Consider the following 23,793-nt stretch of genomic DNA (forward strand, 5'->3'; position numbering starts at 1 on the left):
CTGTGCTCCTCAACCCAGCGGGACCATGAGGCGATCGGTCGCCGCATCGTTGGTCAGCGTGTAATCGAGCCGTAGCGAGAGCGTGGCGTCGGGATCGCCATTGCTGGCACCCCCGCTCCCGCTCCCGCCCCTGCTCCCGCCGCCGCCGTGGCGCTCGACGCTGAGCGCGGTGACCATGATGCGCGGCTCCCAGGCGAGCAGCGCCTGCTGAATCTCGCGTCGGATGAGCACCGCCAGTGCCTCGTCGTTGGGATCGTGGACCAGCGACGCGAGCCGGGTGCCATAGTCGCGTAGCATCGGTCGCTCGCCGAGCCGGGTGGCGAGGATCACGCGGATGTTCTGGCGGATCTTGTCGAGCCCGCTGGCGCGTGCGATCCCGCCGGTCAGCGGATCGATCCGGAATGGAAAGCCGAAGCCGGTGACGGGCATCGTCATGACAATGCCACCGCGTTGCTCTGCTGCGCGGTGCCGATCACCGCGTTGGCAAGGTTGCGCACCTCGCTGGCGACGCCCTTGACGCGGCCGGCCGTGACATAGGCCTCGACGGTGTCGGCAATCGCCTTGGCGAGTTCGTCGGCGGCGCGGTCGGCGGACCAGCTCTCGGCACCGCTCCGCGTGAAATTATCCTTCAGCCGGGTCGACAGGCTGATCGCGAGCGCGGCAGAGTTGAGCGACATGGCGGGATCCTCAATCGAGCGGGCATGCCGGCAGCGCGGGCAGCTGCGGCAGTTGCGGAAGGGCGGGGAGCGCCGGCACGCCGGGGATCGGCGGGATCGGCAACGCCAGCGAAGGCAGCGAAAAGGCCGGCAGATCCGGCAGGCCGGGCAGCGCAGGCGGCGCGGGCAGCGACGGCACCGCGGGCAGGGTGGGCAGCGCGGGTATGCCGGGGATCGGCGGGATGGGCAGCGCGAGCGAGGGGAGCGACACCGTCGGCAGACCGGGCAGTGCCGGCAGTGCGGGCAACGCTGGCGCTCCCGGCAGGCTCGGCAGCGCCGGCACCCCGGGGATTGGCGGGATCGCGAGTGCCGGGATCGGCAGCGGGGGGAAGGTGCAGCGCGTCACTTGACGAGCACCGCGCCCGAGAGATGGACCGCCGGGACCAGCGGCGCGGGGGGGACTGGCGGGAGTGTCGGCCCCATCGCGGTCGGATGCGTGTGCATCAGGAACTGCGTCCACAGCGCCTGGAACGCGGTGCCCATCAGCGTCGGCTGGCCGCCTGCCGCGGCGCCGTTGCCGAGCGCCACCGTTGTGCCGTCGAGGATGATCTGCTTGGCGGTGATCCGCACGGTGTCGCCGGTCAGATCGAGTGCTGCGCCATCCTTGTTCATGAGCACGATGCCGGCATCGGTCAGCGTCACGATCTGGCCATGTTCCGACAGCAGCATGGCGTTGCCGCCGTCCGCCGCGCTCAGCGACATCGTCGTGCCGTTCTTGTTGGCGATCGTGATGCTGCCCGCCTGGTCGATCGCGACGAAGGCGTTCGAGGCGTGGCGGATGACGACGCGCTCGGCACCATCGGTATCGTCGAACTCGACGACATGGCCGCCCGGCGTATGGACGACGCGGTTGTCGGGCGGTTTCACCTGCGATTCGGGCGGCGCGGCGTTGGTCGGATAGAAGGTCCCGACCCAGATCGGCAATTGCCGGTCGCCGCCTTCGAACTCGACCCAGACGAACGCTCCGATCGGCGGTACGAAGAAATGACCGGAGGGGAAACAGGGGTACGCCCAGACCGCGAGCGTGGCGCCGAACACCGCCGGCACCGTGACCATGATCGCACCGACCATTGTAGCGTCGGCATTGTCGACGACGCTGCCGCGATATTTGCCGTAATAGCGGCCGGTGTGGCGGGCGAGATCGGGATGCATGGTCTATCGCGTCAGTTCGAATTCGGTGACGTAGCTGGCGAGCATGTCCTCGTTCGCACCCGGCGTCGCGACACGGTGGCGGGCACGGCGGACATACCAGTCGGTTTCAGCCCAGCTGGCGACGCCGGCCAGCGTGATGCGCGTCTTCGCGCGGATATTCACCATGCCGACGCAGCTGCCCCGCGCGCGCCAGCCGAGCGTGCGCGTCGGATCCTGTGCCGCGTCGCCGGCGGACAGACCCGCCGCCAGCCCGGCCGGCCGGAGCGTGGCGGGCGTCTCGATCGCCTGGGCGGCGACGGCGATTGCATTGTGGATCGGCGCGCCGGCGCGGTCGGCGGCGTCGAGCACCCGCGCGCTCGGGCTTTGCGAGGGCTCCGCCGGCGCTGCGGGCGGCGCGGTGACGTGCGTCGCGCCGGTCGCCGCATCGATCGTCGCGGTGCCCCGCCGCGGATCCGCGGTCGCGGCATCGCGATCGAGATGGAGTGACAGGATGCGGTTGGTGGTGCCGATGTTCGACAGGGTGCCGACCGGTTCGCTCGTCATGAGCCGGGCGAGCGGGACGAAATAGAATTGCGATCGTGCGTCGTTATATTCGACGAAGGCGAGGCACCCGGCGCGCCGGCTTTGTTCGGTGATGAACGCCCAGTCGTCCTGCGTCTGGCGCAGCGGCGTGGTCGCGCCATAGCTGGGGTCGGTGGCGGGCTCGATCTGCGCGACCGTCACGCCGGCATCGGGCGCGCGCGTCACGATCGTCCGGACGATCGAACTCAGGCTGCCGACATGATCGGTCGCCTCGAACGCACGCTTCTGGATGCGCGAGGCGAAATCGAGCGCGGTGAACCGGACGCGGGCCGGCTCGCACCCGTCCTCGCGGATCTCAACGCGGGTGATCGCGCCTTCGAACACGGTCGCGAACACGTTGGACCAGCCGAGCTCGACGAGCAGCGTGTTGCCTTCGCGCGGCGTGTTGCTCGCCAGACCAGCGGGGTCGTCGAGTTCGACGACCGCGCGGTCGATCAGCCGGTCATGATCCTCGACATCGACGAAGCGGACGTTCGCCGAGATGTCGATGCCCTGAAGGAGCACGCGCTGGTAGGGCAGGGCTGCCGGTGCGCTGGCCACTGCTCAGAACCGCCGGTCGCGGACGATGCGCCCGGTGTCGTTCGTCCCGACGATGTCGACCACCTCACCGGCGCGCCAGTCGAGCGGGAACGCGAGGCGGTTGGCGTCCGCCACCCGCCACCAGCCATCGCTGGTGCCGCCGTAGCGCCAGCTGAGCGTCTCGAGCGTCTCGGTGCCGGTCAGCGCGTGCCGCGACCGCGCCGCAGCGGCCGGGGGCGTGTCGTAGAGCCGCGCGGGCAGCATCGCACGCGCGGTGCCGTCGCGGTCGGGCGCCTGCCGGACGGCGCTGGTGGCGTAACGCGATCGAATGGCGACGGGCATGCTGCGCTCCCTCAGAGATCGAAGATGTGCTTGATGGCGGAGACACCGGGGATGACGTTGACGTAATCGCCGCCATATCCCGGCCGCGCGAGCGTGGTCGCGACCCGGATCGTCCGCTCGATGGTCTCGATCATCGGCGTGATGGCCTTGGTCTGCTGCTTCAGCGTCACGCTCACCTCGGCCCGCGCGGGCGACGTGTCGGGATTGAATCGCGTCATCTTGATCGACAGGCTCTCCATCACGCAGTCGGCGTTGATCCCGCCGTAGATCAGCGTGCACTGCGGTGGCGGGAACGTCGTCTCGAACCCGCTGCTGAACCATTCGATCAGTCCGCCGGCATCGACGCCCGGATTGACGAACGATCGCAGGATCGCGAGGTCGGGTTCGATGCTGCCCTCGTAGCGATTGCCGACCTCGGCGGTCGCGCCGTCGAGCGGGACGCCGCCGTCGATGACGAAATCCAGTGAGAAGATGCGGTGATCGCCGCAGCCCGCCTGGAGCGGGTGGGTGCGGACCAATTTCGGCCCGATCTTCTGAACGTCCTTGTATGCGGCCGCCGGGGCGGTCGCGAGCTTGGTGTACCAAGGCTGCGCCGAGCTCATCGCCGCACTGGTCTTGTCGAATTCCCAGTTCCCGAAATTCGTCGCGTCGGTATATTTATAACTCTTCTTCTCGGTCATCGATTCCGGATTGAACTGGAACCGGAAGACCAGCGGCGGCAGGCTGAGCCACGAGGCGAGATAGCCGCGCGCCATCAGACCGCTGCCGCCAGCGGGGCGCCGGGTGCGAAATCGAGCCCGCGGCGCCGCAGTTCGTCGAGATGCGCGAGCACGTCGCCGGTCAGCCGGTCGATATCGAAGCGGGCATGCGGTTCGGCGCGGCGGGCGGGGGCGGCGGCCGGGGTCAGATCGATGACGACGTCGGCGATCTCGATCGTGGCGCGCACGCGATCGACCGTGTCGGCCACGACCGCGCCGGGGATCGACTGTGTGTCGGTGGCCGGCGTCCGGCGGAAACTGTCGGTCAGCCGGTCGAGCATCGTCGTAAATCCCGTGCCGGTCAGCCAGGCCTCGTACGCGCGGGCGATCGCCTCGAGTCCGGTCGCGGGCTGCCGGCGCGCCGCGGTTTCGGCCTCGGCGAGGATGCGGGCTTGCTCAAAACTGCCTGCGACCTCGGTCGAGCGTTGGTGGACGAGCGCGAGCTGGGTCGCGAACCGGTCCGAATTGCGCTGCAATTCGTCGGCGACGAGCGTTTCCATCCGCGTCGCGACCGCCCCCAGTCCCGCGCGCAACGCTCCGATCGTGTCGTCCATCCCCTGGAGCAGCCCTTGGCGCGTGCTGTCGAGCGCGCCTTGCAACGCGGCGACCGCGGCCGGTGGTGCGATCGCGTCGGCGACGTTGGGCATCGGCGGGAGCAGCGACGACGGCAAGGCGCCCGCCGTCTGCGGACCGGGAATCCCGATCGCTGCCGCGGCGGCAAGCGCCGTGGCCTGGGCAGGATCCAGCGCGGGCGCGCTTGGCCGGATCAACGCGAGCAGCGGCGGCAACACCGCGGGCAGGATCCGGACGAGATGCGTGATAAGCCGGAAGATCCGCAGATCGCCGAACCGTGCCAGGACGACGAACAGCGTGTCGACCAGCCAGCGGAGCATGACGTTGACGGTGCGCTGCAACGCTCCCGCCAGGAACTGGAAGACGCTCAGCGCGCCGGTCAGGACGGTGCCGACCAGCGTGAAGATCCCGGTCAGCGCGCCGCGAATCGTCTCGGCCAGGATCGCGGCGAGCCCGGCGGCCAGCCGCGCCGCCGAGGCGACCAGATCGAACACCGTCACCAGCACGACGCCGCGCAGCAGCAGGACGTTGCGCACCAGGAACTGTAGCATTTCGATGATCGCGAGCTTGATCGCATCAAGCTTGTCGACGAACAGCGCCAGGCTGCCGACCAGGATCGGCACCAGCGCGGTCAGGCCCTCGACGAGGCGCGAAACGCTGGCGACGGCCGCCTCGACGGCGTGGAGCATCGTCAGCCAGCGCTCGCCGGCCGGGGTCAGCGAGGCTTGGAGCCGCTCGGCGGGCGGCGGCGCGCCGCTGCCAGCCGCTTGGACCAGCCCGGTCGCGAGGTCGAGGATCGACCGCAGCTCGGCAAGCTGGTCGGTCGCCGACTGCCCCAGGGCGCCGGTCGGTGTCGTCGCCGCCGACGGGGAGTCCGTGGTCGTCGCGGTGGCGGGCTGCGGACCGATCCCCAGCCGCCGGATGATGGCTTCGATCGTCGTCACGATCGACTGCATCATCCCAAGCATCACCGGCAACGCGACGCCGGCGATCGTGCCGCCGACGATGCCGCCGACCAGCCCGCCAAACAACCGGCCGATGCCCCCCAACAGCCCCTCGATGAACCCGCCGATCCCGCCGCTCGCGACGAGATCGCGGATATTGACGATGTGGACCGCGAGCGCGCCGGCGACCATCGGCGGCGCGCCGAAGCCACCACACGGCGTAAACGCCTCGGCGAACGCAAATCCGGCATAGCGCGCCGTCGCTGCCGCGATCTGGTCGACCGACAGCCGCATCCCCGCCAGTTGCGCGATCGCCTGCCCCAGTTGCGCGGCGAGGCTGTGCGTTTCGAGCGCGGTGACCCGCCGCGCGAGCGCCTCCTGCTCCATCAACAGCAGGCTGAGCGGGAAGCTGGTCGGGTCCATCAGCCGCTCGCCGCCTGCGCCAGGATACGGCAGCCCTCGCCATAGGCGTCCTGGACCGCGCGCCGGACGCACTGAGCGGTCTCGCGGACCAGCGCTTCGTCGATCGCGCGGTCGCCACGGCGGATGTCGAGCCGGTGCATGTCGACCCGGGCGAGCACAGCATGGCGGGCGAGGATATGCGGCGAGGTGGCGGTGACCACGACGGTGTCGCCGCGTCCGGCAATCGCCTCGTCGTGCCAGAAGCTGCGCATCGCGCCGACATAGATCGGGATCACGTTGCCGATCGCCGCGAACCCGCCCGCGCTCAGCCAGCGCTCGATCGCACCGGCTGGGGCGTGCGGCCGTGCGTCCAACGCCCCGACTTGGTCGGCGAACAGGTCGTTGGCTGCGGTCGCGGTGGCGGCCTTGAAGTCGGTCAGCGCCGGACCGGTCCGCGCGACCTCGTCCGCACTCGCCGAGAGGGTCGCCGCGAGATCGGTTAACGCGTGCGCGCCGACACCGATGATGCCGGCGATATCCCGCGCGATCGCCGTGCCGAAGCTGGCGACGGACCGGCCGATCGCAGCGCCCCGTGCGCCGATCACCTGCTGATGGAGGTTGGGCATCCGCGGCAGGCGTGGTGCGATCGTCTCGTCCGGGTAGCTGCCGGTGTTGGCGAACAGCGCCGCGACGATCTCGCTGATCAGGCGCAAGGCACGGCTTGCCGCTCGGCCCCGCGCGCCGGGAATCGGGAATACCGCGACACGGGCGGCCGCGATCATGCCTTGCAGTGTGTGATACAGCGCGAAATTGAGCGCGGCGCCGGCGGCGTCGATCAGATCGTTGGGCGTCAACCGGATGCCGAAATAATCGAGGATGAACGTGCTCGGGCCGAGGAATGGCCTGATGATGCCGAGCAGGTCGAAGTCGAGCGCGTGATCGATCGCGCTCAGCACGGTGTCGACGATGGCGATATACTGGTTGATATACGCGCGGATCGCTTCCAGAAAATCGTGGAGGACCTCGGTCAACAGCCCGAAATAGCGTTGCGCGAAATCGCCGTAATGGCGGACATTGTCGGCCAGCAGCAGCCCCATGACGGTGACGATGGCGGGGATGCGGCGCAACTTGTGCGGCAGCGTGGTGAAGAAGATCGCATAGACGTGGCGGCGTAGTGTCGCGAGCTGGGCCTCGACCGACTGTATTGCGGTCAGCACGACGAGCCGGAACCCCGTCCAGATACCCCGAACGAGCGTGGCGAGGATGTCGGGTAACGCTGGTATGACGACCAGCGCCGCGACTACGTACCGGGTCAGCGTGTCGAGCGGCTGCGCGTTGAGATAGCCGGGGATCGTCGCTGCGGGATCGGCGGCGCGCACCGTAGCGGCCGCGGGCGTGGACGGTCCGACATCGCGCAGCCCGCGCACCCAGGCGATGCCGCCCGCGATCGTGCGGAGCTGGCCGCTGCTCGTGACGATCGCGCGATAGGCCATCGCTGCCAGACCGAACAAGTGTCCGGCGCGTGCCGTGCGCGGATCGAACATCGTCGCGGTCGGCGTGGCATAGGTGGCGATCTGCTCGTCGATCGCGACCAGGATGGTGCGGATCGTGCCGAGCAGGGTCGGCAGGATCGTCTCGTCGCTCGCCGCCTGCCCGACGCGACCGACACCGCGCCCGAACGCGGCGAAGGGCGCCGCGATCGCGCCGCCGATCGCGCCACGACCCGAACCATGGGCGGTCAGCGCGCCGGCTTGCGTCGCGGCGACACGGCCGACCAGCGCGGTGCCCTCGAAGGCATAGACCGGGAAACCGCGGGTGCGGGGCTCGAGGATCTGCAGCTGCTCGAGCCGTTGCGTCAGCCAGGGGCCAAGCGGCGTGAAGCTGCCGAGCAACCGGTCGATCGCGCGCCGGAACGGCAATGCGTGCGCAAGGGCGGCGAGATCGATCGGCATCATGCCGCCGCCAGATAGGGTTGCGCGCGCAGCAGCCCGGTCAGGTCGTTGGCGAAGTTGCGCGCCGTCGCGGGATCGCCATCGGGGAGCATTATCGTCAGCCGGCCGATGATCGGGCGCAGTCGGCCATTGTCGGGTACGAGGCGTACCGGATGCTGGTCGGCGGTCATGTCCGCCTGCGCGACGACGACCGCGTCGATCGCGGCGAGCATCGGGCGCAACGCAGGCAGGTGCGCGCGGATGAGCGGCATCAGGCTCTCCGCGATGAGGCTGTGTGCCTCTGCCCGGCGCTCCTCGATCGCCGCGCGCCCTTGCTCGACAATCGCGGCCGGTACGATGTCCATCAGCAACGGCAGAAGTTCACGCGCCCGCGCCAAACCGATCACCGGAGCCGCCGCGGCGGCCGCGTCCGCGACCGTCGCTGCCAGTTGATCCGCGACGATGCTGGCGGGTGCGCGCGTCAATCGCGCGATCATCGCCCGCGCTTCGTCGGTCAGCCGGAACGGCGCGACCGTATCGGCCGGCAGCGCGCCGATCGTGAACCGCGCGGCCGATCCGAGCAGCGATTGAGGATCGAGCAGCGCCTCGGCATTCTCCAGCGTCGGCGCCGCGGGACGCAGCCCGATCAGGCCCTCCACCACGGCCGGGTCCGGCAGCCCGGGCCATTTCGGCGCCGCGGCAGGCAGCATCGACCCCGTCGATCCGCCAGCCGGCGAGGGCGGCGTCGGCGCGGGCGGGATGATCGTCCTGACGAGGGTCACGACGCGGCCAAGCGCCCGGAACGTCGCGATCAGCGGGATCCTGACCAGAATATTGCGCGCGGCGCCGATGGTCGCGTCCAGATCGTTGCGGGTATAGGCGTTGGCCAGGAAGGCGCCGATGATGAACTGGACGGCAAGGGTCCAAAGCGCTTCGGTGACAAGCGCGATCATCCGGTCGATGCCCGTCATGACGCCCTGCAACAGGCTGGCGAGCAGGTCGGGCAGCGCACCCGGCGCGCCGCTCCACAACCATTCGAGCGGCGCGCGCGCGTCGTCGATGATCGCGGCGACCAGCGCGATGGTCGCGTCGGCAAGTCGCTGGATCGCCAGGAATTCGAGCGTCCACGGCAGGATCAGCGGGCCGATCCGCCGGACGACCCATGCGAACGCGCCAAGCCCCTGCGCGAACAGCCCCGCCAGCCGATCGAGCAGCCCGAGCAGCGACGCGATCAGCGGGTTGCCGATGTCCGAGCGCGGCCCGAGCAGGCGCGCCACGAGGTGCGGCAGGGCCACGAACAGCCGCGCCAGTGCGCCAAGCGCCTCGAGCCCCAACTGGACCGCGTTCGGTACGCCGGCGGTGGCCACGACATAGAGGATCGCGCCGATCACGCTGACCGGCAGCAGGATCGCCGCCACGCCGAGCCCTGCACCGGCTACCCCGGCGCCGATCCCGAACGCCGCCGCACGACCAAGGAAGGACGTGCTGAACAGCAGATGGAACAGGATTCGCGGCAGCTTTCCAGTCGCGCTGCCCAGTAGCCCGTAGAGGGCGAGAACGATGCCCGACGGCGACAATATGAGCCCGAGCGCCATGCCGGTCAGTCCTGCCAGCGGCTCGACGAGATTGGGCCCGCTCGCCCCTGCCACCGACGGCGCGCGGGCCAGGCGATACTGCGCCGCCAGCGCATCGAGATTGGTGATCCCGATCAGCAGCGCGTCGCCCGCGGGCGGCAGGCGTGCGCCGAACCAGTTCGACAAAAACGCACCGCGCGCACGATCGATGACCAGCGCCTCGATCGCAAGCACCGCGCGCCAGCGGTCGAGCGGCGGCTTCACGCTTGCCAGCCGGCCCAATTGCTGTTGGAGGAAAAGCGCGATCGGCACCCGTCAGCCCCGCCGCGCCGCATTAATCTCGGCGTTCTCGCGTTCGATCTGCTCGCGCAGCAACGCGGCAAACGCCTGTCTCTCGTCAGTAGGCATCGACATGATTTCGCTCCAGGACCAGTGAAGATGGTAGGCGAGGAAGAACAGTTCGCGCCTCAGACCCTCCAAATTCACTCCACTGCTAAAAAACGCGACAGATCCAGATTGGCCTTGAACTCGTTGCCGCATGCTGGACACTCGATCGGTCGGATCAGGTCCACCCCGGGTGCGGCCGAATTCAGCGCGCGATCGATCAGCCGGCGGTCGGTCATCGTCAGGTCGACGAGCATCTTGGGTCCCAGCGCCTCGAGCCGGTGCGCCGGGACGTCACCAAGAGAAACCATGCAGCGCGCGAGCAATGCGTTCTTACCGAGCGAGGGGTTCTTGCGCATCTGTGCGGCGACCGCACTTTCGTCGGCCCCGGTCGGCAGCCGCAGCACCATTGCGGTGTGCAGCATCCCCGCCCGGTCGAGATAGCCGTCCTCCAGCTCGACCAGGATCGGCTCGACGCGCTCGCCCTCTTCGAGCGAGCGGACCGGGAGGTCGTCGAGGTCCTCGGTCACCTCCCAGCCATGGCCGCAGGACGGGCATTTGTAGCTCGCCTCCAGCGCGGCGCCGAAGGTGATCGCGCGCAACCGCAGCAACAGATAGTTGCGATCCGCCGAATACATGTTGGCGACGACGACCGGCGATACCGGCTCGCCGCCGAGATCGACGATACAGCCATGCAGCAGCTCGGTGACGAGCTTGCCGCCGTTGCGCTGGTTCTGCGTGTCGGCGAGGATCGCCTCCTCGCGGCCGGTCATCTTGCGCAACGCGCCGTCGCGGCGGATCGCGCCATCCTCGTCGGTGACTCCGATCGGCAGCGTGAACGGCAGCGTGCGATGACCGCTGGCGGGCTGCGCGCGATCGAGCGGAAACTCCTCGTGCATGTTCATCCGACGCGCTCCAATCCGTCATGCTCCAGCACGATCGTCTGCTTGAGCAGCGTCGTGCTCCCCGCCTCGAGATCGGTGAATTTCGACGACTTCACCCAGGCGCCGTAAAAGGCGAAGGTGAGGACGTCGGCACCGTTGTGGCGCTTGACGATCATCCCGTTCTTGCGGACGCCCGACGATCCCTGATCGGTGACGTTGAGCCGGAAGGTCGACTGGAACCAGTCGCGGAACACCTTGTCCTGCGGACTGCCGTCGACATAGCGCTCGACCGTCAGCGATTCGAATTTCACCTTGGAGCCGGCGAGCTTGTAGACCCTGAGCGACGCGCCATCGGGCTGTTCGACCGATTCCAGCTCGCCTTCGGACAACCCCGAGACCTTCGACACGCCGGGGCTTTCAACCCCTTCGACCATCAGCACGAACTCGTTCGCGCGGTAGCTTTCCCAGATATTTCCGACGAGAGGCATCGCAGTTTCTCCTGGCTGGACGGTGGCGTCACTGCTCGGCGACGACGCCGCCCGACGGTTGCTGGCCGACGGTGATGAGGATCGTCTCGGCGGGCCGGGACGGGTAAAAATAGACTTCGAGGTTGAGGATGCCCTGATCGACCTGGTCGGGCGGGTTGTTGGTCGTGTCGCAGATGACGGTGAACACATCGGCGGGATTGCCCGTCCCGAACGCGCCGCGTCGCCACAGCCCGAGGAGGAACGGCGTTACCGTGCCGTAGTTGATCGAATTCCACAGCTGCGCGCGGTTCGGTTCCTGGCGGACCCAGCGCAGCCCGTCCTTCAGGCTCGACTTGACCAGGTTGAACAGCAGCCGGACGTTGACATACAGCCAGCGCGTATCGGTGCTCAGCGTCCGCGAGGCATCGATGACGATGCCGGCGCGGGGCATCGCCCGGATCCCGTTGACGCTGCCCTCCTTGACAAGCTGCGTGTGCTCCTCGTCGGTCATGCGATAGGTCACGTCGATCGCGCCGGCGAGGTTGGCCTCGTCGCCGGCCGGCGCTTTCCACACGCCGCGTAACCCGTCGATCCGCGCATAGACGCCCATGATGTGGCCAGTCGGCGGGATCGTCCGCTGCGGGGCATCGCCGACGCCCTGCGGATCGGACACGACGATCCAGGGGCTGTAGAGCGCGCCGTACACCTTGCGGCCCTGAAACGCCTGGCCGTAGGCGACGGCATCGGCTCCCACCACGCCCTCCGGCGTCGCACCGACATACATGCAGTCCTCGCGGGCCTGGCAATAGGCGAGGCCGCCGATCACGACTGCGGGATCGCTGCGTTCGCACGCGACGAGCTGGACCGCGGCGGTGTCGAACGCATGGAAACCCGTGCGCGCGGCGGGATCGCCGACGAAATCGGCCGCCGAGGGCGCGCCGTCGCGACCACCGGCGAGCGGCGCGAAACTGGCGCCGACCGGCAGATCCGCGCCGACCAAGCTCGCGCTCAACAGGTCTTCGGCGAACACGAACCGCGATCCGGTCATCGGGTGATTGAGCCGCGCCGGCGCGTAATCGGCGGTGTCCGCCTCCATCGACAGCCCGTCCCACACTTCCGCGACATTCGCCGGATCGGTTCCGCCTTGCGCGACGATCAGCTTGAAGCGGACGGCGCGCACGCGGATCTCGCGGCCCTTCCACGTCGCGATGTTGGCAACTGCGGGTGCCCAGGTGATCGCACCCGTCAGATCGTTGCGCGTCATCAGCTTGGCGAAGGCGCGGTTCGCCGGCGTTGCCGGATCGGTGATTTCGAGCGCATCGCCGGGCATGAACGCGTCGCTGCGGCGCAGTGTCGCGCCGGTCGGCGCCACCGCCGCGGGCGCGGCAAAGCTCTCCGCGACGATCGCGGGGAAGCCGGTCGCGGCATTAGGCGCGCGGACGCCGACGCTGGTCCAGCTATTGGCGAGATGCGCGATTTCGCCGGAGGACGTGAGCACGAGCTTGCCGCCCGGATTGATCGCCGCGACGACCTTGCTCTGGCGCGCGTTGATCGCCGCGGCGACCTCGCCTGGGGTGGCGTTGGCGGGATCGGCGAAATCGGCGGGTTGGAAGGTGATGGTCTGGTCGGTGCCGTCGACCGTCAGCGCCAGCGAGGGCAGCGCCGAAAGGTCGGCGGTCGCGGGCAGCGCGGCGGCCGATACGATCGATGCCCGCGCGCCTTCGCGCAGCCGCGTCTCGAACGCCGAGCTGGCCTCGACCTTGATGGCGAGGCCATCGCCCCAGCGCCCGGGGTCCTTGGCGCCGCGAAAACCGGCGAACAGGCGCAACGTCGATGCCGCCGCCGCATCCTTGAGCGACAGCGACGCGGCAAGATGCCCCGTTGCCGGGTCCGAGGAGACGACCCGGTTGATATAGGCCGCGCGGCCGCCATTGTCGAAAAAGCCCTTGACGAGGTAGGCGCCGAGCCCTGCCGGGCAATAGCTGCCAAACCGCTCGACGAACTGGTCGAACCGGTCGATCCGGACAGGCCGGTTGGCGACCCCGCGCCGGGTCAGCACGTTGAACGCCGCGACCGAGGTGGGGGCGGCGACGATCGAGGGACTGGCAGAGCCGTCCACTTCGCGGATGTTCAGGCCGATATTGGGCATGGGCGTGCTCCTGCTAAACGGGGCGGCGAGGAAGGTCGGGGCGTCGGCGCGGCGATTCCGGCTTTTCCGGCGCTTCGGGCGGATCAGGCTGTTCAGCGGGCGGCGTCGTATCCAAGGCCAAGGAGGGCGCATCCGGCGGGGATGCGCCGACATGCTGGAGCGCACCGCCGGCGATCAGGCGGTCGATCTGGCGCGATCGAACGCGTTCGACGCGCTCGCCAGCAGCCACGACGACCACCTCGCCGTCGGCGTGCAATTCGACCGGCCGGCGGCGAGGATTGTAGAGGATCACGCGATCATCCACCGGCCCTCTCCCGCGGATCGATGGTCGTCGTGATCGCCTTGACGGGGACGACGACCACCGGGACGCCGCGCTCGCGCCACGCGGTCACGCGCAGATGGATCAGCTGGCGTTCGATCGCGAAGGCGCGGTCGCGGACGGGCGCCGTGACCCATTCGAGGCGCAGCGCCGCGTCGTTGACGGCGATCGTGCCCTGGCGGGGTAGCGCATCGAGCAGGAAATCGACCAGCGCGGCCTGATCGGCCCGCGTCGCGGCGCGCGCCTCGACCGCGTAATCGAGCGTGACCGCTTCGCTGGCCCCGCGCAGACGCAGCCCGCCGCCGGTGAAATCGGCGGGCGTGACGCCTGCGGCATCGAGCGCCCAGGCGGGCTGCAGATCATAGGGCTGGAGGAGGAGCAGCGGCAGCGTTGCGGGCAGCGGCGCGCCCGCCGCCACGATCTGCGCCGCCACCGGCACGCCGGCGATGCTGATCTTCGCGTCGAGCCGGGCGAGCAAGGCCGCGTCGATGTCGGCTGGTATCGATGCGCGCGCGGCGGCGAGTGCGTCGAGGCGCGCGACGAACGGCGTATTCGCCACGCAGCGCAGTTCGATCTGGTTCACGGCGGCACGGACCAACGGCGGCAGATCGATCAGACTGAATCGCGGCGACTCCCACCGATCGGCGCGATCGAGCGGCAGCCGCCGACGCCAGTCATTGCCGGGCGAACCGATCGGGGCTGCGGCGGATCCCAGCCGCAGTTCGAGGAAGAAGGGGGAGTCGGCGCGCGACCCGGTCGCTATATTGGCCTGCCACGTCAGCCGCAGTTCCGGCCAGGGCGCGAGATCCAGCGGCGCGATGCTGCGGCGCAGACGATGGTCGAGCACCGGCCCCGCACTCTGCGCCACGAGCGACCGCGCGTCGCCGCTCGGCGTCTCGGTGGCAGCATCCCCGACGATGGTCAGCCCGGCGGATGGAGTCATTCCATCGGACGACAACGCGGTCCACGCCCCCCATAGCTGCATAGCGTCGATCATCAGCGCAGCCAACAGTTCCTCCTGTTGCGCCCGCCTACTGAAAGACGGTCGCCAGACTTCATGCTGTTCAATGTCGGTACGCGGTACTTGCTGCCGCGACTCGCGTCAGAAGTCCTTGAATATGTGCACAGTGTCCGTGAGCTGGAACGGCCTGTCAATAAATTGTAGATCTGAATCGAACCGTTCGGAGGCCGAGGCTGACTATAGAAATCGAGACTATCGCAATATTATCTGACCAATATGTATGAAGACCTACGGCTGGGGTAGTTTAATTCTAGAGATTGCAAGCTATCCCGATAGCGCAATGTGCGGCGCATTCCGAACGCCTATCCTATCATACTGACCGATAAAGATCAGGGAGTAGGAAGGGGAACGGTAGGCATTCATCCAGTGTGAACCATGTTCTTCGGCGACCGTCGACAATGCCATGCCGCGCCAAGACTTGTCCATCGCCTTAGCCGATAGCAAAGGACCGTAGGTCTGTGCGCCAGGTCAGCTGAGGGATCGGTGCCGGCAAATGACGTTTTGGGCCGTCGTGCGGCAGCGTTCGCGTTGCCGACCACCGCCGCCGACCACGGCCGATCGCCGCCGCATGGTCACGATGGCGTGGCGGTGCTCCGACACGGCCGCGGTCCCGGTTGGCCATGCGAGGGCCACGGACGGTCGATAGATGGTCGCACGTGGCGGTTACGGCGCGATGGTGCCGTCGATGCCGTGCAATGCCGAGCGTCTATCAGGACGATCGGTGGCAAATCCGGCTGATGCCGCTCCCTCAGCGCCTTTCGCCGCATCGGTCGCCACCGACGGGCACTGCGCTGGCACACCGCCTCCCGGTGGCAAACACCCCATCGAGCTATGCGGCGGTCGGTTGGCCTGTTTTCGCCCCTTGAGCCGGTCCCGAGCTTGAGCGGCCGATAAAGCTATAGGGTACCTGCACCGATCGCGCGGGCCGGTCGCCGGCCTGTTGGTACGCGGGGTCGGCCAGGATATCGATGGCCACACCGGCGAGCACGGCATTGGGTTGGCGAATGGTCGTCAGCTGAGGCCATGCCATGCGGGCAATGGGCGCATCGTCGAAGCCGACGACGGAGAGCGCCTTGGGTACGGCAATGTTCCTGCGCGCGGCGCTCACCAGAACACCCAGAGCCATCTCGTCATTGGCGGCAAACACCGCGCTGGGACGGTCTTCGGTCGACAGGATCGCGTCGCCCGCGGCGATGCCCGACCGGAAACTGAAGTCGCCGGCTTGAATCCAGGCTTCCCTGATGTCGATCCCCGCGCACCGCATCGCATCGCGAAAGCCCGCCAGCCGTTTGCCGGCGGCATCATGCGATACGATCCCTTGCACGAACGCGATGTCGCGATGCCCCAGCATGATGAGGTGCTCGGTCATATCGCGCGCGGCCTGATAGTCGTCGATGTGGATCACCGCGGCCGACGCGCCGGTTTGTGATGAATTCAGCTTCACGACCGGGATGCCGCGCTGCTCGAGCAGGTCGGTGAGATCGGACCAATCGCCGATCGGCGGGGTGAGAATGACGCCGGCGAGTTGCAAGGCCTGCAACGTTCTCGCGACCTCGTCGAGCGGCGCGGGCGCGTCGCGGTCGATCCGTTCGACGACGAGATGATAGCCGTGATGGCGGCAGCGGGCCATCGCGCCCAGCTGGACCTCTGCGGCATACCCCGATGCCGGATCGTCGAAAAACAAGCCGATGAGGTAGGATCGCGAACTCGACAGGCTGCGGGCGTAGGCGTTGGGGCGATAGCCCAGTTCCGCGACGACCCGCAGCACATGGTCCCGCACCGCTGGGCGAACATGCGCCTCCGCATTCATCACCCGCGAAACGGTCTTGGGCGACACGCCTGCGGCGCGCGCGACATCCTTGATGGTTACCGGCGGCGTCATCATGCTATAAATCCCATGTGCGATGCCGCCACCACGCGAACGCCGCGATGACGATATAGCAGGCGCCTGGAAGCATGAATGCCATCGTCAAGCCGACTGCGTCCGCAACGATGCCGGTCAGCAGCGGGATGATCGCGCCGCCGACGACGACCATGCACAACAGCATCGAGGCATAGGTCGCGGTGGCATGATCGTCGGGCAGCGAAAGCGCGAAGATCGTCGGATACATGATCGCGTTGCACAGCCCGACTGCAAGCAGCGCCGCGGCGGCCACCGGCCCCTGCAGGCTGATCGCCACCGCCACGAGCGCGACGGCGCCGATCGCGCAACCGAGCAGCATCGTCGGCGCGCCATAGCGGGTGAGGCAGCGCGCGCCGACCAATCGGCCGACCAGCGCCCCGGCCCAGTACAGACCGACGAGTTGCCCCGCCGCTACTGGCGAGACGTTCAGGATGTCGGGCATCGCCAGATATTCGACGAGCAGCGTGCCGATCGTGACCTCGGCACCGACATAGGCGAACATCGCGCCGCCACCCGCCAGCAATCGCCGGTTCGCCAGCACGTCGACCATGCCCGAGAGCGGCACGCGCCGCGGTGTCGAGGATGCGCGCAGCAGATCGCGTCGGCCGATAAAGGCGGCGGCCAGCGCAAGTGCGACAAGCGCGACCGCAAGGAATGGCAGGACGACCCGTATATGCTCTGCCACGTCGCCGGGCCGTTGCCGACCCGTCCCGAGCAGCAGCGTGGATCCTGCCAGCGACGCAAGCACGGTACCAAGCGAGTTGAAGCCTTGCAGCAACGTCAGTCGCGAGACGGCGCGGCGTACCGGTTCCACCACCGGCACGACGATGTTGGCGGCGATCTGCAGAAAGGTAACCCCGCCGGCGAGCGCGAGTAACGCGAGCAGGACCATGAAGTATCCAAGCGACCCAAGCGAGGCCGCCAGCAGGCCGCAACCAAGGGCGATGACGACCAGCCCCGCCGCGATGCTGCGCATGTAGCCGAATTTCACCACCAGCACCGTGATCGGCACGGCAAAGAGGAGATAGCTTGAATGGAACGCGAACTGCACCAGCAACGCGCGCGCGTGGTTCAGTCCCTCGATCATCCGCAATCGGGGTACCAGCAGTCCGACGAGCGAGTTGAGGAAGCCGCCGAGGAAATAGACGCCGATACAGAGCCGGAACAGCAGCGTCGCGCGCTGTTCGCTGGTCGTGGGCGCAAGGGGCATGCTGATGGTGGTCACGCCTCATCCTAGCAAGGCGACGCGGCTGCGCAACGTGCGACCATGGCAGCGCGCTTCGCATTGACATCGATGTCGGAGTTGGCGATCACGCCGCCAAGCCGCCCGGGAAGATGCGGCATGGGAGGATATTGACGATGAGCACGGGGATGAGCACCGGATTTTCGCGGATCGCCTGCGCGCTGATGAGCGTCGCGCCGATCGCGCTTTCGGCGCAGACGCTGCCGGTGCCGCTGCCGCTGCCGGTGGCGGGGTCCGCACAGGCGTCGGCGACAACGACCGCCGGCGTACCGGATGCCCGCACGTCCGAGATCTGGCGCGATACCACGCGAACCGCTGCGGACCGCGCGGACGCGCTGGTAAAGGCGATGACCAGCGCCGAAAAGCTCCGCTATGTTCACGGCATATTCCCGCCGATGGCGAAGCCAATGACGGCCGACATGATTCCGTCCGCCGGGTACGTGCCCGGTGTTCCACGTCTGGGCATACCGACGTTGCGCGAGAGCGATGCGTCGCTGGGCGTTGCCAACCAGGTCGAGCAGCGCAAGGGCGATGTGGCCACTGCGCTGCCCGCGAGCCTTGCCACCGCCGCGAGTTTCGATCCCGCCATCGCCTATGCCGGGGGCGCGATGATCGGCAGCGAAGCGCGGGCGAAGACCTTCAACGTGTTGCTTGCGGGCGGCGTGAACCTGACGCGTGACGCCTGGAACGGGCGCAACTTCGAGTATCTCGGCGAGGATCCGCTGCTCACGGGCGTGATGGGCGCCGCGTCGATCCGGGGCGTCCAGTCGAACCATATCGTTTCGACGATCAAGCATTTCGTCCTCAACAGCCAGGAGACCGGACGGGCCGTGCTCGATGCGCGGATCGATCCGGCGGCTTTGCGCGAAAGTGACCTGCTGGCGTTCGAGATCGCGATCGCGGACGGAAAGCCGGGTTCGGTGATGTGCGCGTACAATCGCATCGATGGTGACTATGCGTGCGAGAACAAGCGTCTCCTGACCGACGTGCTGCGCGGGGACTGGAAATATCCAGGGTTCGTCATGTCCGACTGGGGGGCCGTACATTCCACCGAGAAGGCCGCCAATGCAGGGCTCGATCAGGAGTCGGGTCAGGAACTGGATGCAAAGGTCTATTTTGGCACGCCGCTTGCTGACGCCGTCGCTGCGGGGCGGGTCTCGACGGCACGGCTCGACGACATGGTCCGCCGCATTCTGACGGGCGTCATCGCCAGCGGCCTTTACGACCGTCCCACGCCCCTGTCCGCACAGCCGATCGACTATGCCGCGAACGCCGAGGTCGCGCAGCATGCCGCCGAAGCCGGGATCGTCCTGCTTAGGAATGAGAACGGGCTTCTACCGCTTGCCAGGACGGCGCGATCGATCGTGGTCATCGGCGGGCATGCCGACGTCGGCGTGCTGTCCGGGGGCGGCTCGTCTCAGGTTCGCTCGGTCGGCGGCGTCCCGATCGAGATCCCGCTCAAGAGTGGCGCGGCCGCGTCGTTCGCGCGGGTGACCTATCATTCGTCATCGCCGCTGCGAGCCATCAGGGCGCTGGCCCCCAACGCGAAGGTGACGTTCGTCGACGGCACCGACCCCGCCGCCGCTGCCAAGGCGGCGCGCGCCGCCGACCTGGCGATCGTCTTTGCAACGCATTGGCAGACCGAAGCGCAGGATGCGCCATCGCTTTCGCTTCCTGATGATCAGGACGCGGTGATCGACGCGGTCGCCGCCGCCAACCGACGCACGATCGTCGTGCTCGAAACCGGTGGACCGGTTCTGATGCCGTGGGCGATGCGCGTGCCGGCGATCGTCGAGGCCTGGTATCCGGGCCAGCGCGGCGGCGAGGCGATTGCGCGCGTGCTGTTCGGGGAGGTCGATGCGTCGGGCCGTCTGCCGATCAGCTTCCCGCGGAGCATCGCGCAGCTGCCGCGCCCTCGGCCGGTCGCATCGCCGACGGGCGCGACGCGCAACGATGCCTCCGCCAATGCCGGTGCCGGAGACGCGAGCCTGCTTCCAGCCTATCCCGTTACCTATCGGGAGGGCGCGAACGTCGGATATCGCTGGTATGCCACGCGCAAGGACACGCCGTTGTTCCCGTTCGGCTTCGGGCTGAGCTATGCCAGCATCAGGATCAGCAACCCACACTTTTTGGGTGGGGCAAATGCGGGCGTGACGTTCGCCGTAACCAATCGGACGGCGCGGGCGGGGGTCGCCGTACCGCAACTCTACGCGACGCTGCCGGACGGCGGCGCCCCGCGGCTGGTCGGCTGGTCACGTCAGACGCTGGCGGCTGGCGAGACCAGAACCGTGACGATCACCGCCGATCCACGCGCGCTGTCGCGATGGGGCGCCGATGGCTGGCGCCTGAAGCGCGGCGCCTATGTGCTCAACCTCGCAACGGACGCGCAAACGACGGTCGCGGCGGGCACGGTCGCTCTGACGGGCCGGCGGCTGGCCTCGGCGCGTGCTGCTTTTGACACACCTTGAAACAAATCCGCGGATGACGGGCATGAATGGCGCGCGGTGATTGACATCGATGTCGGGCGACAGCACGGTCGGGAAACGCGGGGATACACCGCCAAGAATAACACACCGGCAAGGACTTGCTGGTCAGGGAGGATGAGTATGAGGGGATCTATTCCGTTGGCATTTGCGCGCTCGACGTCGCTAGTCGCGTTGGTGGCGGGGCTGACGATGCCCGCCTTGGCGACTGCGCAGGCCGCGCCTGTTCCGACCCCGTCGGAACAGGCCCAGCAAGGAACCCCGCAGGCTGATACGTCGCCAGGCGCTCCGCAGACCGAGACCGGCGCGACCGCGACCAACGCGATGCCCGACCAGGCCCCGGGCGACGAGATCGTCGTGACCGGCGTTCGTGCCTCGCTCGAGCGGTCAATCGCGATCAAGCGCGATTCGTTCGGTGTCGTTGACGCGATCAGTGCGGAGGACATCGGCAAGTTCGCCAACACCAACCTCGCGGAATCGCTGCAGCGCATCACCGGCGTGTCGATCGATCGCCGCAACGGCGAAGGCTCGACCGTCACGGTTCGCGGTTTCGGTGCACAGTATAATCTCGTCACGCTCAACGGCCGCCAGCTCGCGACATCGAACATCGTCGCGGTGGGCGGTGACCAGGGTGGCGACGGTGCCGGCGGGTTTGGCCGTTCGTTCGACTTCTCCAACCTCGCTTCCGAAGGCGTCAAGACGCTCGAGGTCTACAAGACCGGGCGCGCCGCGATCCCATCGGGTGGCATCGGCGCGGCCGTGAACGTCGTCAGCCGTCGTCCGCTCGATTCGAAGGACACGGGTTTGCTGGGCTCGCTCGGCGTCAAGGGCAGCTACGACAACAGCTCGTCAGACTGTTTCGACTGCGGCGCGCGCGTGACGCCCGAAGTGTCGGGCACCGCCAGCTGGAGTGATCCCGACCAGCGGTTCGGCGTGTCGCTCTTCGGCAGCTATCAGAAGCGCAACTTCAGCTTCTCCAGCGTCGCGCCCGACAATTGGAATATCCGGTCGCTGACCGATTTCCTCAATCCCGGCAACGGCTTCGTCAATGGTCAGACGGTCATCAACAACCGTCCGACGAACGGCAATGTCCTGGTGTCCGTGCCGAACGATTCGCGCTATCACTTCTCCGAGGCGAGCCGCGAGCGCATCAACGGGTCGGGTGTCCTGCAATTCCGACCGACCGACACGCTGACCTTCACCGCAGACGGCCTCTACGCCCAGCTCCGCCAGTCCGAACGGCGCTCGACTCAGTCCAACTGGTTCAATCGTCCGTTCGGCGTGGTCACGTTCGATGACGCCAGCAACGGCATTGCGACGACGAGCTTCCTGTCCGAAACGATCAACGGCGTGAAGGACGAGGCGTTCGAGCAGGCGTACCGCGCGCAGAAGAACAAGCTGTACGATTTCGGGGGCAACATCGAATGGAAGCCGACCGACCGCTTCTCGCTCGCGATCGACGGTCATATCGGTCGCGCGGACAGCGCGCCTGACAATCCCAATGGCCAGACTTCGACGACGGTTGCCTTCAACGCGCCGGTCGTCGCCGCACATTCGCTGACGCTGGGCAAGAATGGCTTCCCCCAGCAGACGATCGGCATCAATGACGGTTCGGTCAGCACGACGCCGACCGGCCAGTCCTTCATCAAGGGCAATGGCAACGGTGTGATCGATCTCGGCGATCTGTCGAGCGCGGTGCAGCGTCAGTTCGCCTCCAACCAGACGCAGCGGGTCAAGGAGCTGCGCGCCGACGCCGGATGGGCACTGAACGATCAGCTTCGCCTCGACGCGGGTGCCGATTACCGCACCACGAATACGCGTCAGACACAGTACAACACACGCCAGGTCCTGGGTGACTGGGGCAACTCGCTGCCGCCCGACATCGCGCGTCTCGCGCCCGGTCAGGTGTTCCAGTTCTGCAACGTGTGCAAGTTCGAGCATAACGACGGGAAACCGGACGCCAACACGCTGGTGGCGTTCCGTACGCAGGATGCGACGAAGCTCTACAACACGCTGTTCGACTATTATCGCGGCGTGACGAACGACGGCGTGAACCACGCTAACAACATCGACGCGAACGACGACAACCGCGTCCGCGAGAACATCTGGTCGGGCTATGTCCAGGGATCCTGGAACGGCACGCTCTTCGATCACAACGCACAGCTGGTTGCCGGCGTTCGGTATGAGAACACCAAGGTCCGGGCCGTTTCGCTTCAGCCGGTGCCGACCGCGGTCGTCTGGACGGCCGACAACGACTTCTTCGTGGCGAACACGGCCGATCGGCAGACGCTGTCGTCGCGCGGCGGCTACAGCAACTGGCTGCCGTCGGTGGATGCCAAGTTCGAAGTCGTCGACAACCTCTTCGCCCGCGCATCGTACAGCAAGACGATTTCGCGCGCCGGTTACGGCGACCTGTTCGCATCGACCAATGTGAGCGGTCCGGGTCGTCCGACGGCGATCGGCGGCATCGCCACCGGCACGGCGCACAATACCGATCTCGATCCGTTGTCGTCGGACAACATCGACGTGTCGCTCGAATGGTATCCGCGCAAGGACGTGTTCCTGTCGGCAGGCTTCTTCAACAAGAAGGTCCATAACTTCATCGGTCAGACGGTGGTCAACCGCAACCTGTTCGGTCTGCGCGATCCCACCTCGGGCGCCGCCGGTACGCGCTCGGGCACCGCGCGTCAGCAGCTTGCCGGCACGTTCAACGCCGACATCACCGACGTGAACCTGTTCACCTACACAGCGCTGCTGCAGCAGAATGCGGGCAATGTCGCGGCGACGAACGCGCAGTTCGCGGCCAACTACAACACGCAGAGCCGCGCGTTGAACCAGGGGTTCGTCGATCAGATCCTCGGCCAGTACGATATTACCGCCAATGGGCAGGATCCGCTGTTCAACTTCGCGGTGAATACGCCGATCAACAACCAGGACGCGCATATCTACGGCGTCGAGCTCGCCGGGCAGTATTTCCTCGGAGACACGGGTTTCGGCGTGGCCGCCAGCTATACGCTGGTCCGCGGCAATATCGGCATCGACATCGCGGCCGATCCTAGCGTGAACACGTTTGCGCTGGTCGGTCTGTCGGATACTGCCAACGCCACGCTGATCTACGACAAGAACGGCATTTCAGCGCGTATGTCCTACAACTGGCGCGACAAGTTCCTCAGCGGTATCAACCGCGGCGGCGATCGCAATCCGGTGTTCACCGCGCCTTATGGTCAGCTCGACCTTTCGGTAAACTTCGACCTTACGTCCCGTTTCGCGCTCGGGTTCGAAGCGATCAACATCACCGAGGAAGGCGTGCGCTCCTACGGCCGCGACGAGAGCAACATCTGGTACCTGTCGGAAGGGTCCGCCCGGTATCTGGTCGGAGCGCGATACCGCTTCTGACCAAACGGCGAGAAGGCCGCTGACGAAAGCGGCCTTCCTCGTCTAGGATCA

The 23,793-nt window shown here is 67.5% G+C and carries 20 protein-coding genes; 2 read left to right on the forward strand and 18 right to left on the reverse strand.

The window, feature by feature from the left end:
* Positions 1-9: 9 nt before the first annotated feature.
* The 18 genes from ASE88_RS11595 to ASE88_RS11675 form a co-directional block, all read right to left on the reverse strand.
* On the reverse strand, positions 10-435 hold the full coding sequence (locus ASE88_RS11595; RefSeq protein ID WP_056478233.1) for a GPW/gp25 family protein: 426 nt from the start codon (positions 433-435) through the stop codon (positions 10-12).
* The gene (locus ASE88_RS11600; protein ID WP_055872931.1) at positions 432-677 is read right to left on the reverse strand and encodes a hypothetical protein; all 246 of its coding nucleotides are present in this window, start codon (positions 675-677) and stop codon (positions 432-434) included. The genes ASE88_RS11595 and ASE88_RS11600 overlap by 4 nt, the downstream gene beginning before the upstream one ends.
* Positions 678-687: 10 nt before the next feature.
* The gene (locus ASE88_RS11605) at positions 688-1,062 is read right to left on the reverse strand and encodes a hypothetical protein (RefSeq protein WP_056478234.1); all 375 of its coding nucleotides are present in this window, start codon (positions 1,060-1,062) and stop codon (positions 688-690) included.
* Positions 1,059-1,868, reverse strand: a complete 810-nt coding sequence (locus ASE88_RS11610) for a phage baseplate assembly protein V (protein WP_056478235.1) — start codon at positions 1,866-1,868, stop codon at positions 1,059-1,061. Before ASE88_RS11610 ends, ASE88_RS11605 begins: the two co-directional genes overlap by 4 nt.
* 3 nt (positions 1,869-1,871) lie before the next feature.
* Positions 1,872-2,990, reverse strand: a complete 1,119-nt coding sequence (locus tag ASE88_RS11615; RefSeq protein ID WP_056478236.1) for a hypothetical protein — start codon at positions 2,988-2,990, stop codon at positions 1,872-1,874.
* 3 nt (positions 2,991-2,993) lie between these two features.
* Positions 2,994-3,311 (reverse strand): hypothetical protein, encoded by a 318-nt coding sequence (locus tag ASE88_RS11620; protein ID WP_055872919.1) that lies wholly within the window; start codon positions 3,309-3,311, stop codon positions 2,994-2,996.
* Between the two features lie 11 nt (positions 3,312-3,322).
* A complete protein-coding gene (locus ASE88_RS11625; protein ID WP_056478237.1) occupies positions 3,323-4,066 on the reverse strand; it encodes a hypothetical protein in 744 nt (247 codons plus the stop codon).
* Positions 4,066-6,009, reverse strand: coding sequence for a hypothetical protein (locus ASE88_RS11630; RefSeq protein ID WP_056478238.1), 1,944 nt, complete (start codon positions 6,007-6,009; stop codon positions 4,066-4,068). Before ASE88_RS11630 ends, ASE88_RS11625 begins: the two co-directional genes overlap by 1 nt.
* On the reverse strand, positions 6,009-7,943 hold the full coding sequence (locus tag ASE88_RS11635; RefSeq protein ID WP_056478239.1) for a hypothetical protein: 1,935 nt from the start codon (positions 7,941-7,943) through the stop codon (positions 6,009-6,011). Before ASE88_RS11635 ends, ASE88_RS11630 begins: the two co-directional genes overlap by 1 nt.
* Complete coding sequence (locus ASE88_RS11640; protein WP_056478240.1) at positions 7,940-9,805, reverse strand: hypothetical protein; 1,866 nt, start codon at positions 9,803-9,805, stop codon at positions 7,940-7,942. Before ASE88_RS11640 ends, ASE88_RS11635 begins: the two co-directional genes overlap by 4 nt.
* 3 nt (positions 9,806-9,808) lie before the next feature.
* Complete coding sequence (locus ASE88_RS19805; protein ID WP_321163415.1) at positions 9,809-10,033, reverse strand: DUF6760 family protein; 225 nt, start codon at positions 10,031-10,033, stop codon at positions 9,809-9,811.
* A complete protein-coding gene (locus tag ASE88_RS11645; protein ID WP_055872903.1) occupies positions 9,976-10,782 on the reverse strand; it encodes a hypothetical protein in 807 nt (268 codons plus the stop codon). The genes ASE88_RS19805 and ASE88_RS11645 overlap by 58 nt, the downstream gene beginning before the upstream one ends.
* Positions 10,779-11,249, reverse strand: coding sequence for a phage tail protein (locus ASE88_RS11650; protein ID WP_056478241.1), 471 nt, complete (start codon positions 11,247-11,249; stop codon positions 10,779-10,781). The genes ASE88_RS11645 and ASE88_RS11650 overlap by 4 nt, the downstream gene beginning before the upstream one ends.
* A 28-nt stretch (positions 11,250-11,277) precedes the next feature.
* Positions 11,278-13,377 carry a phage tail sheath C-terminal domain-containing protein gene (locus ASE88_RS11655; protein WP_056478242.1) on the reverse strand — a complete coding sequence of 700 codons (2,100 nt, stop codon included), beginning with the start codon at positions 13,375-13,377 and terminating at the stop codon, positions 11,278-11,280.
* Positions 13,378-13,390: 13 nt separating this feature from the next.
* Positions 13,391-13,669 (reverse strand): hypothetical protein, encoded by a 279-nt coding sequence (locus ASE88_RS19125; protein ID WP_235527915.1) that lies wholly within the window; start codon positions 13,667-13,669, stop codon positions 13,391-13,393.
* 4 nt (positions 13,670-13,673) lie between these two features.
* Positions 13,674-14,705: a hypothetical protein gene (locus ASE88_RS11665; protein ID WP_056478244.1), complete on the reverse strand. Its 1,032-nt coding sequence runs from the start codon at positions 14,703-14,705 to the stop codon at positions 13,674-13,676.
* A gap of 841 nt (positions 14,706-15,546) precedes the next feature.
* Positions 15,547-16,602: a LacI family DNA-binding transcriptional regulator gene (locus ASE88_RS11670; protein WP_321163416.1), complete on the reverse strand. Its 1,056-nt coding sequence runs from the start codon at positions 16,600-16,602 to the stop codon at positions 15,547-15,549.
* 1 nt (position 16,603) lies between these two features.
* Positions 16,604-17,845 (reverse strand): MFS transporter, encoded by a 1,242-nt coding sequence (locus tag ASE88_RS11675; RefSeq protein ID WP_235527916.1) that lies wholly within the window; start codon positions 17,843-17,845, stop codon positions 16,604-16,606.
* Positions 17,846-18,027: 182 nt separating this feature from the next.
* On the opposite strand from ASE88_RS11675, the gene ASE88_RS11680 reads away from it, so the two are divergent.
* On the forward strand, positions 18,028-20,331 hold the full coding sequence (locus ASE88_RS11680; protein ID WP_156357053.1) for a beta-glucosidase family protein: 2,304 nt from the start codon (positions 18,028-18,030) through the stop codon (positions 20,329-20,331).
* Between the two features lie 138 nt (positions 20,332-20,469).
* Positions 20,470-23,742 (forward strand): TonB-dependent receptor, encoded by a 3,273-nt coding sequence (locus tag ASE88_RS11685; RefSeq protein WP_055872883.1) that lies wholly within the window; start codon positions 20,470-20,472, stop codon positions 23,740-23,742.
* The last annotated feature ends 51 nt before the right edge of the window (positions 23,743-23,793 follow it).

Origin of the sequence: Sphingomonas sp. Leaf38, from assembly GCF_001421825.1 — a bacterium.
Lineage (GTDB): Bacteria > Pseudomonadota > Alphaproteobacteria > Sphingomonadales > Sphingomonadaceae > Sphingomonas.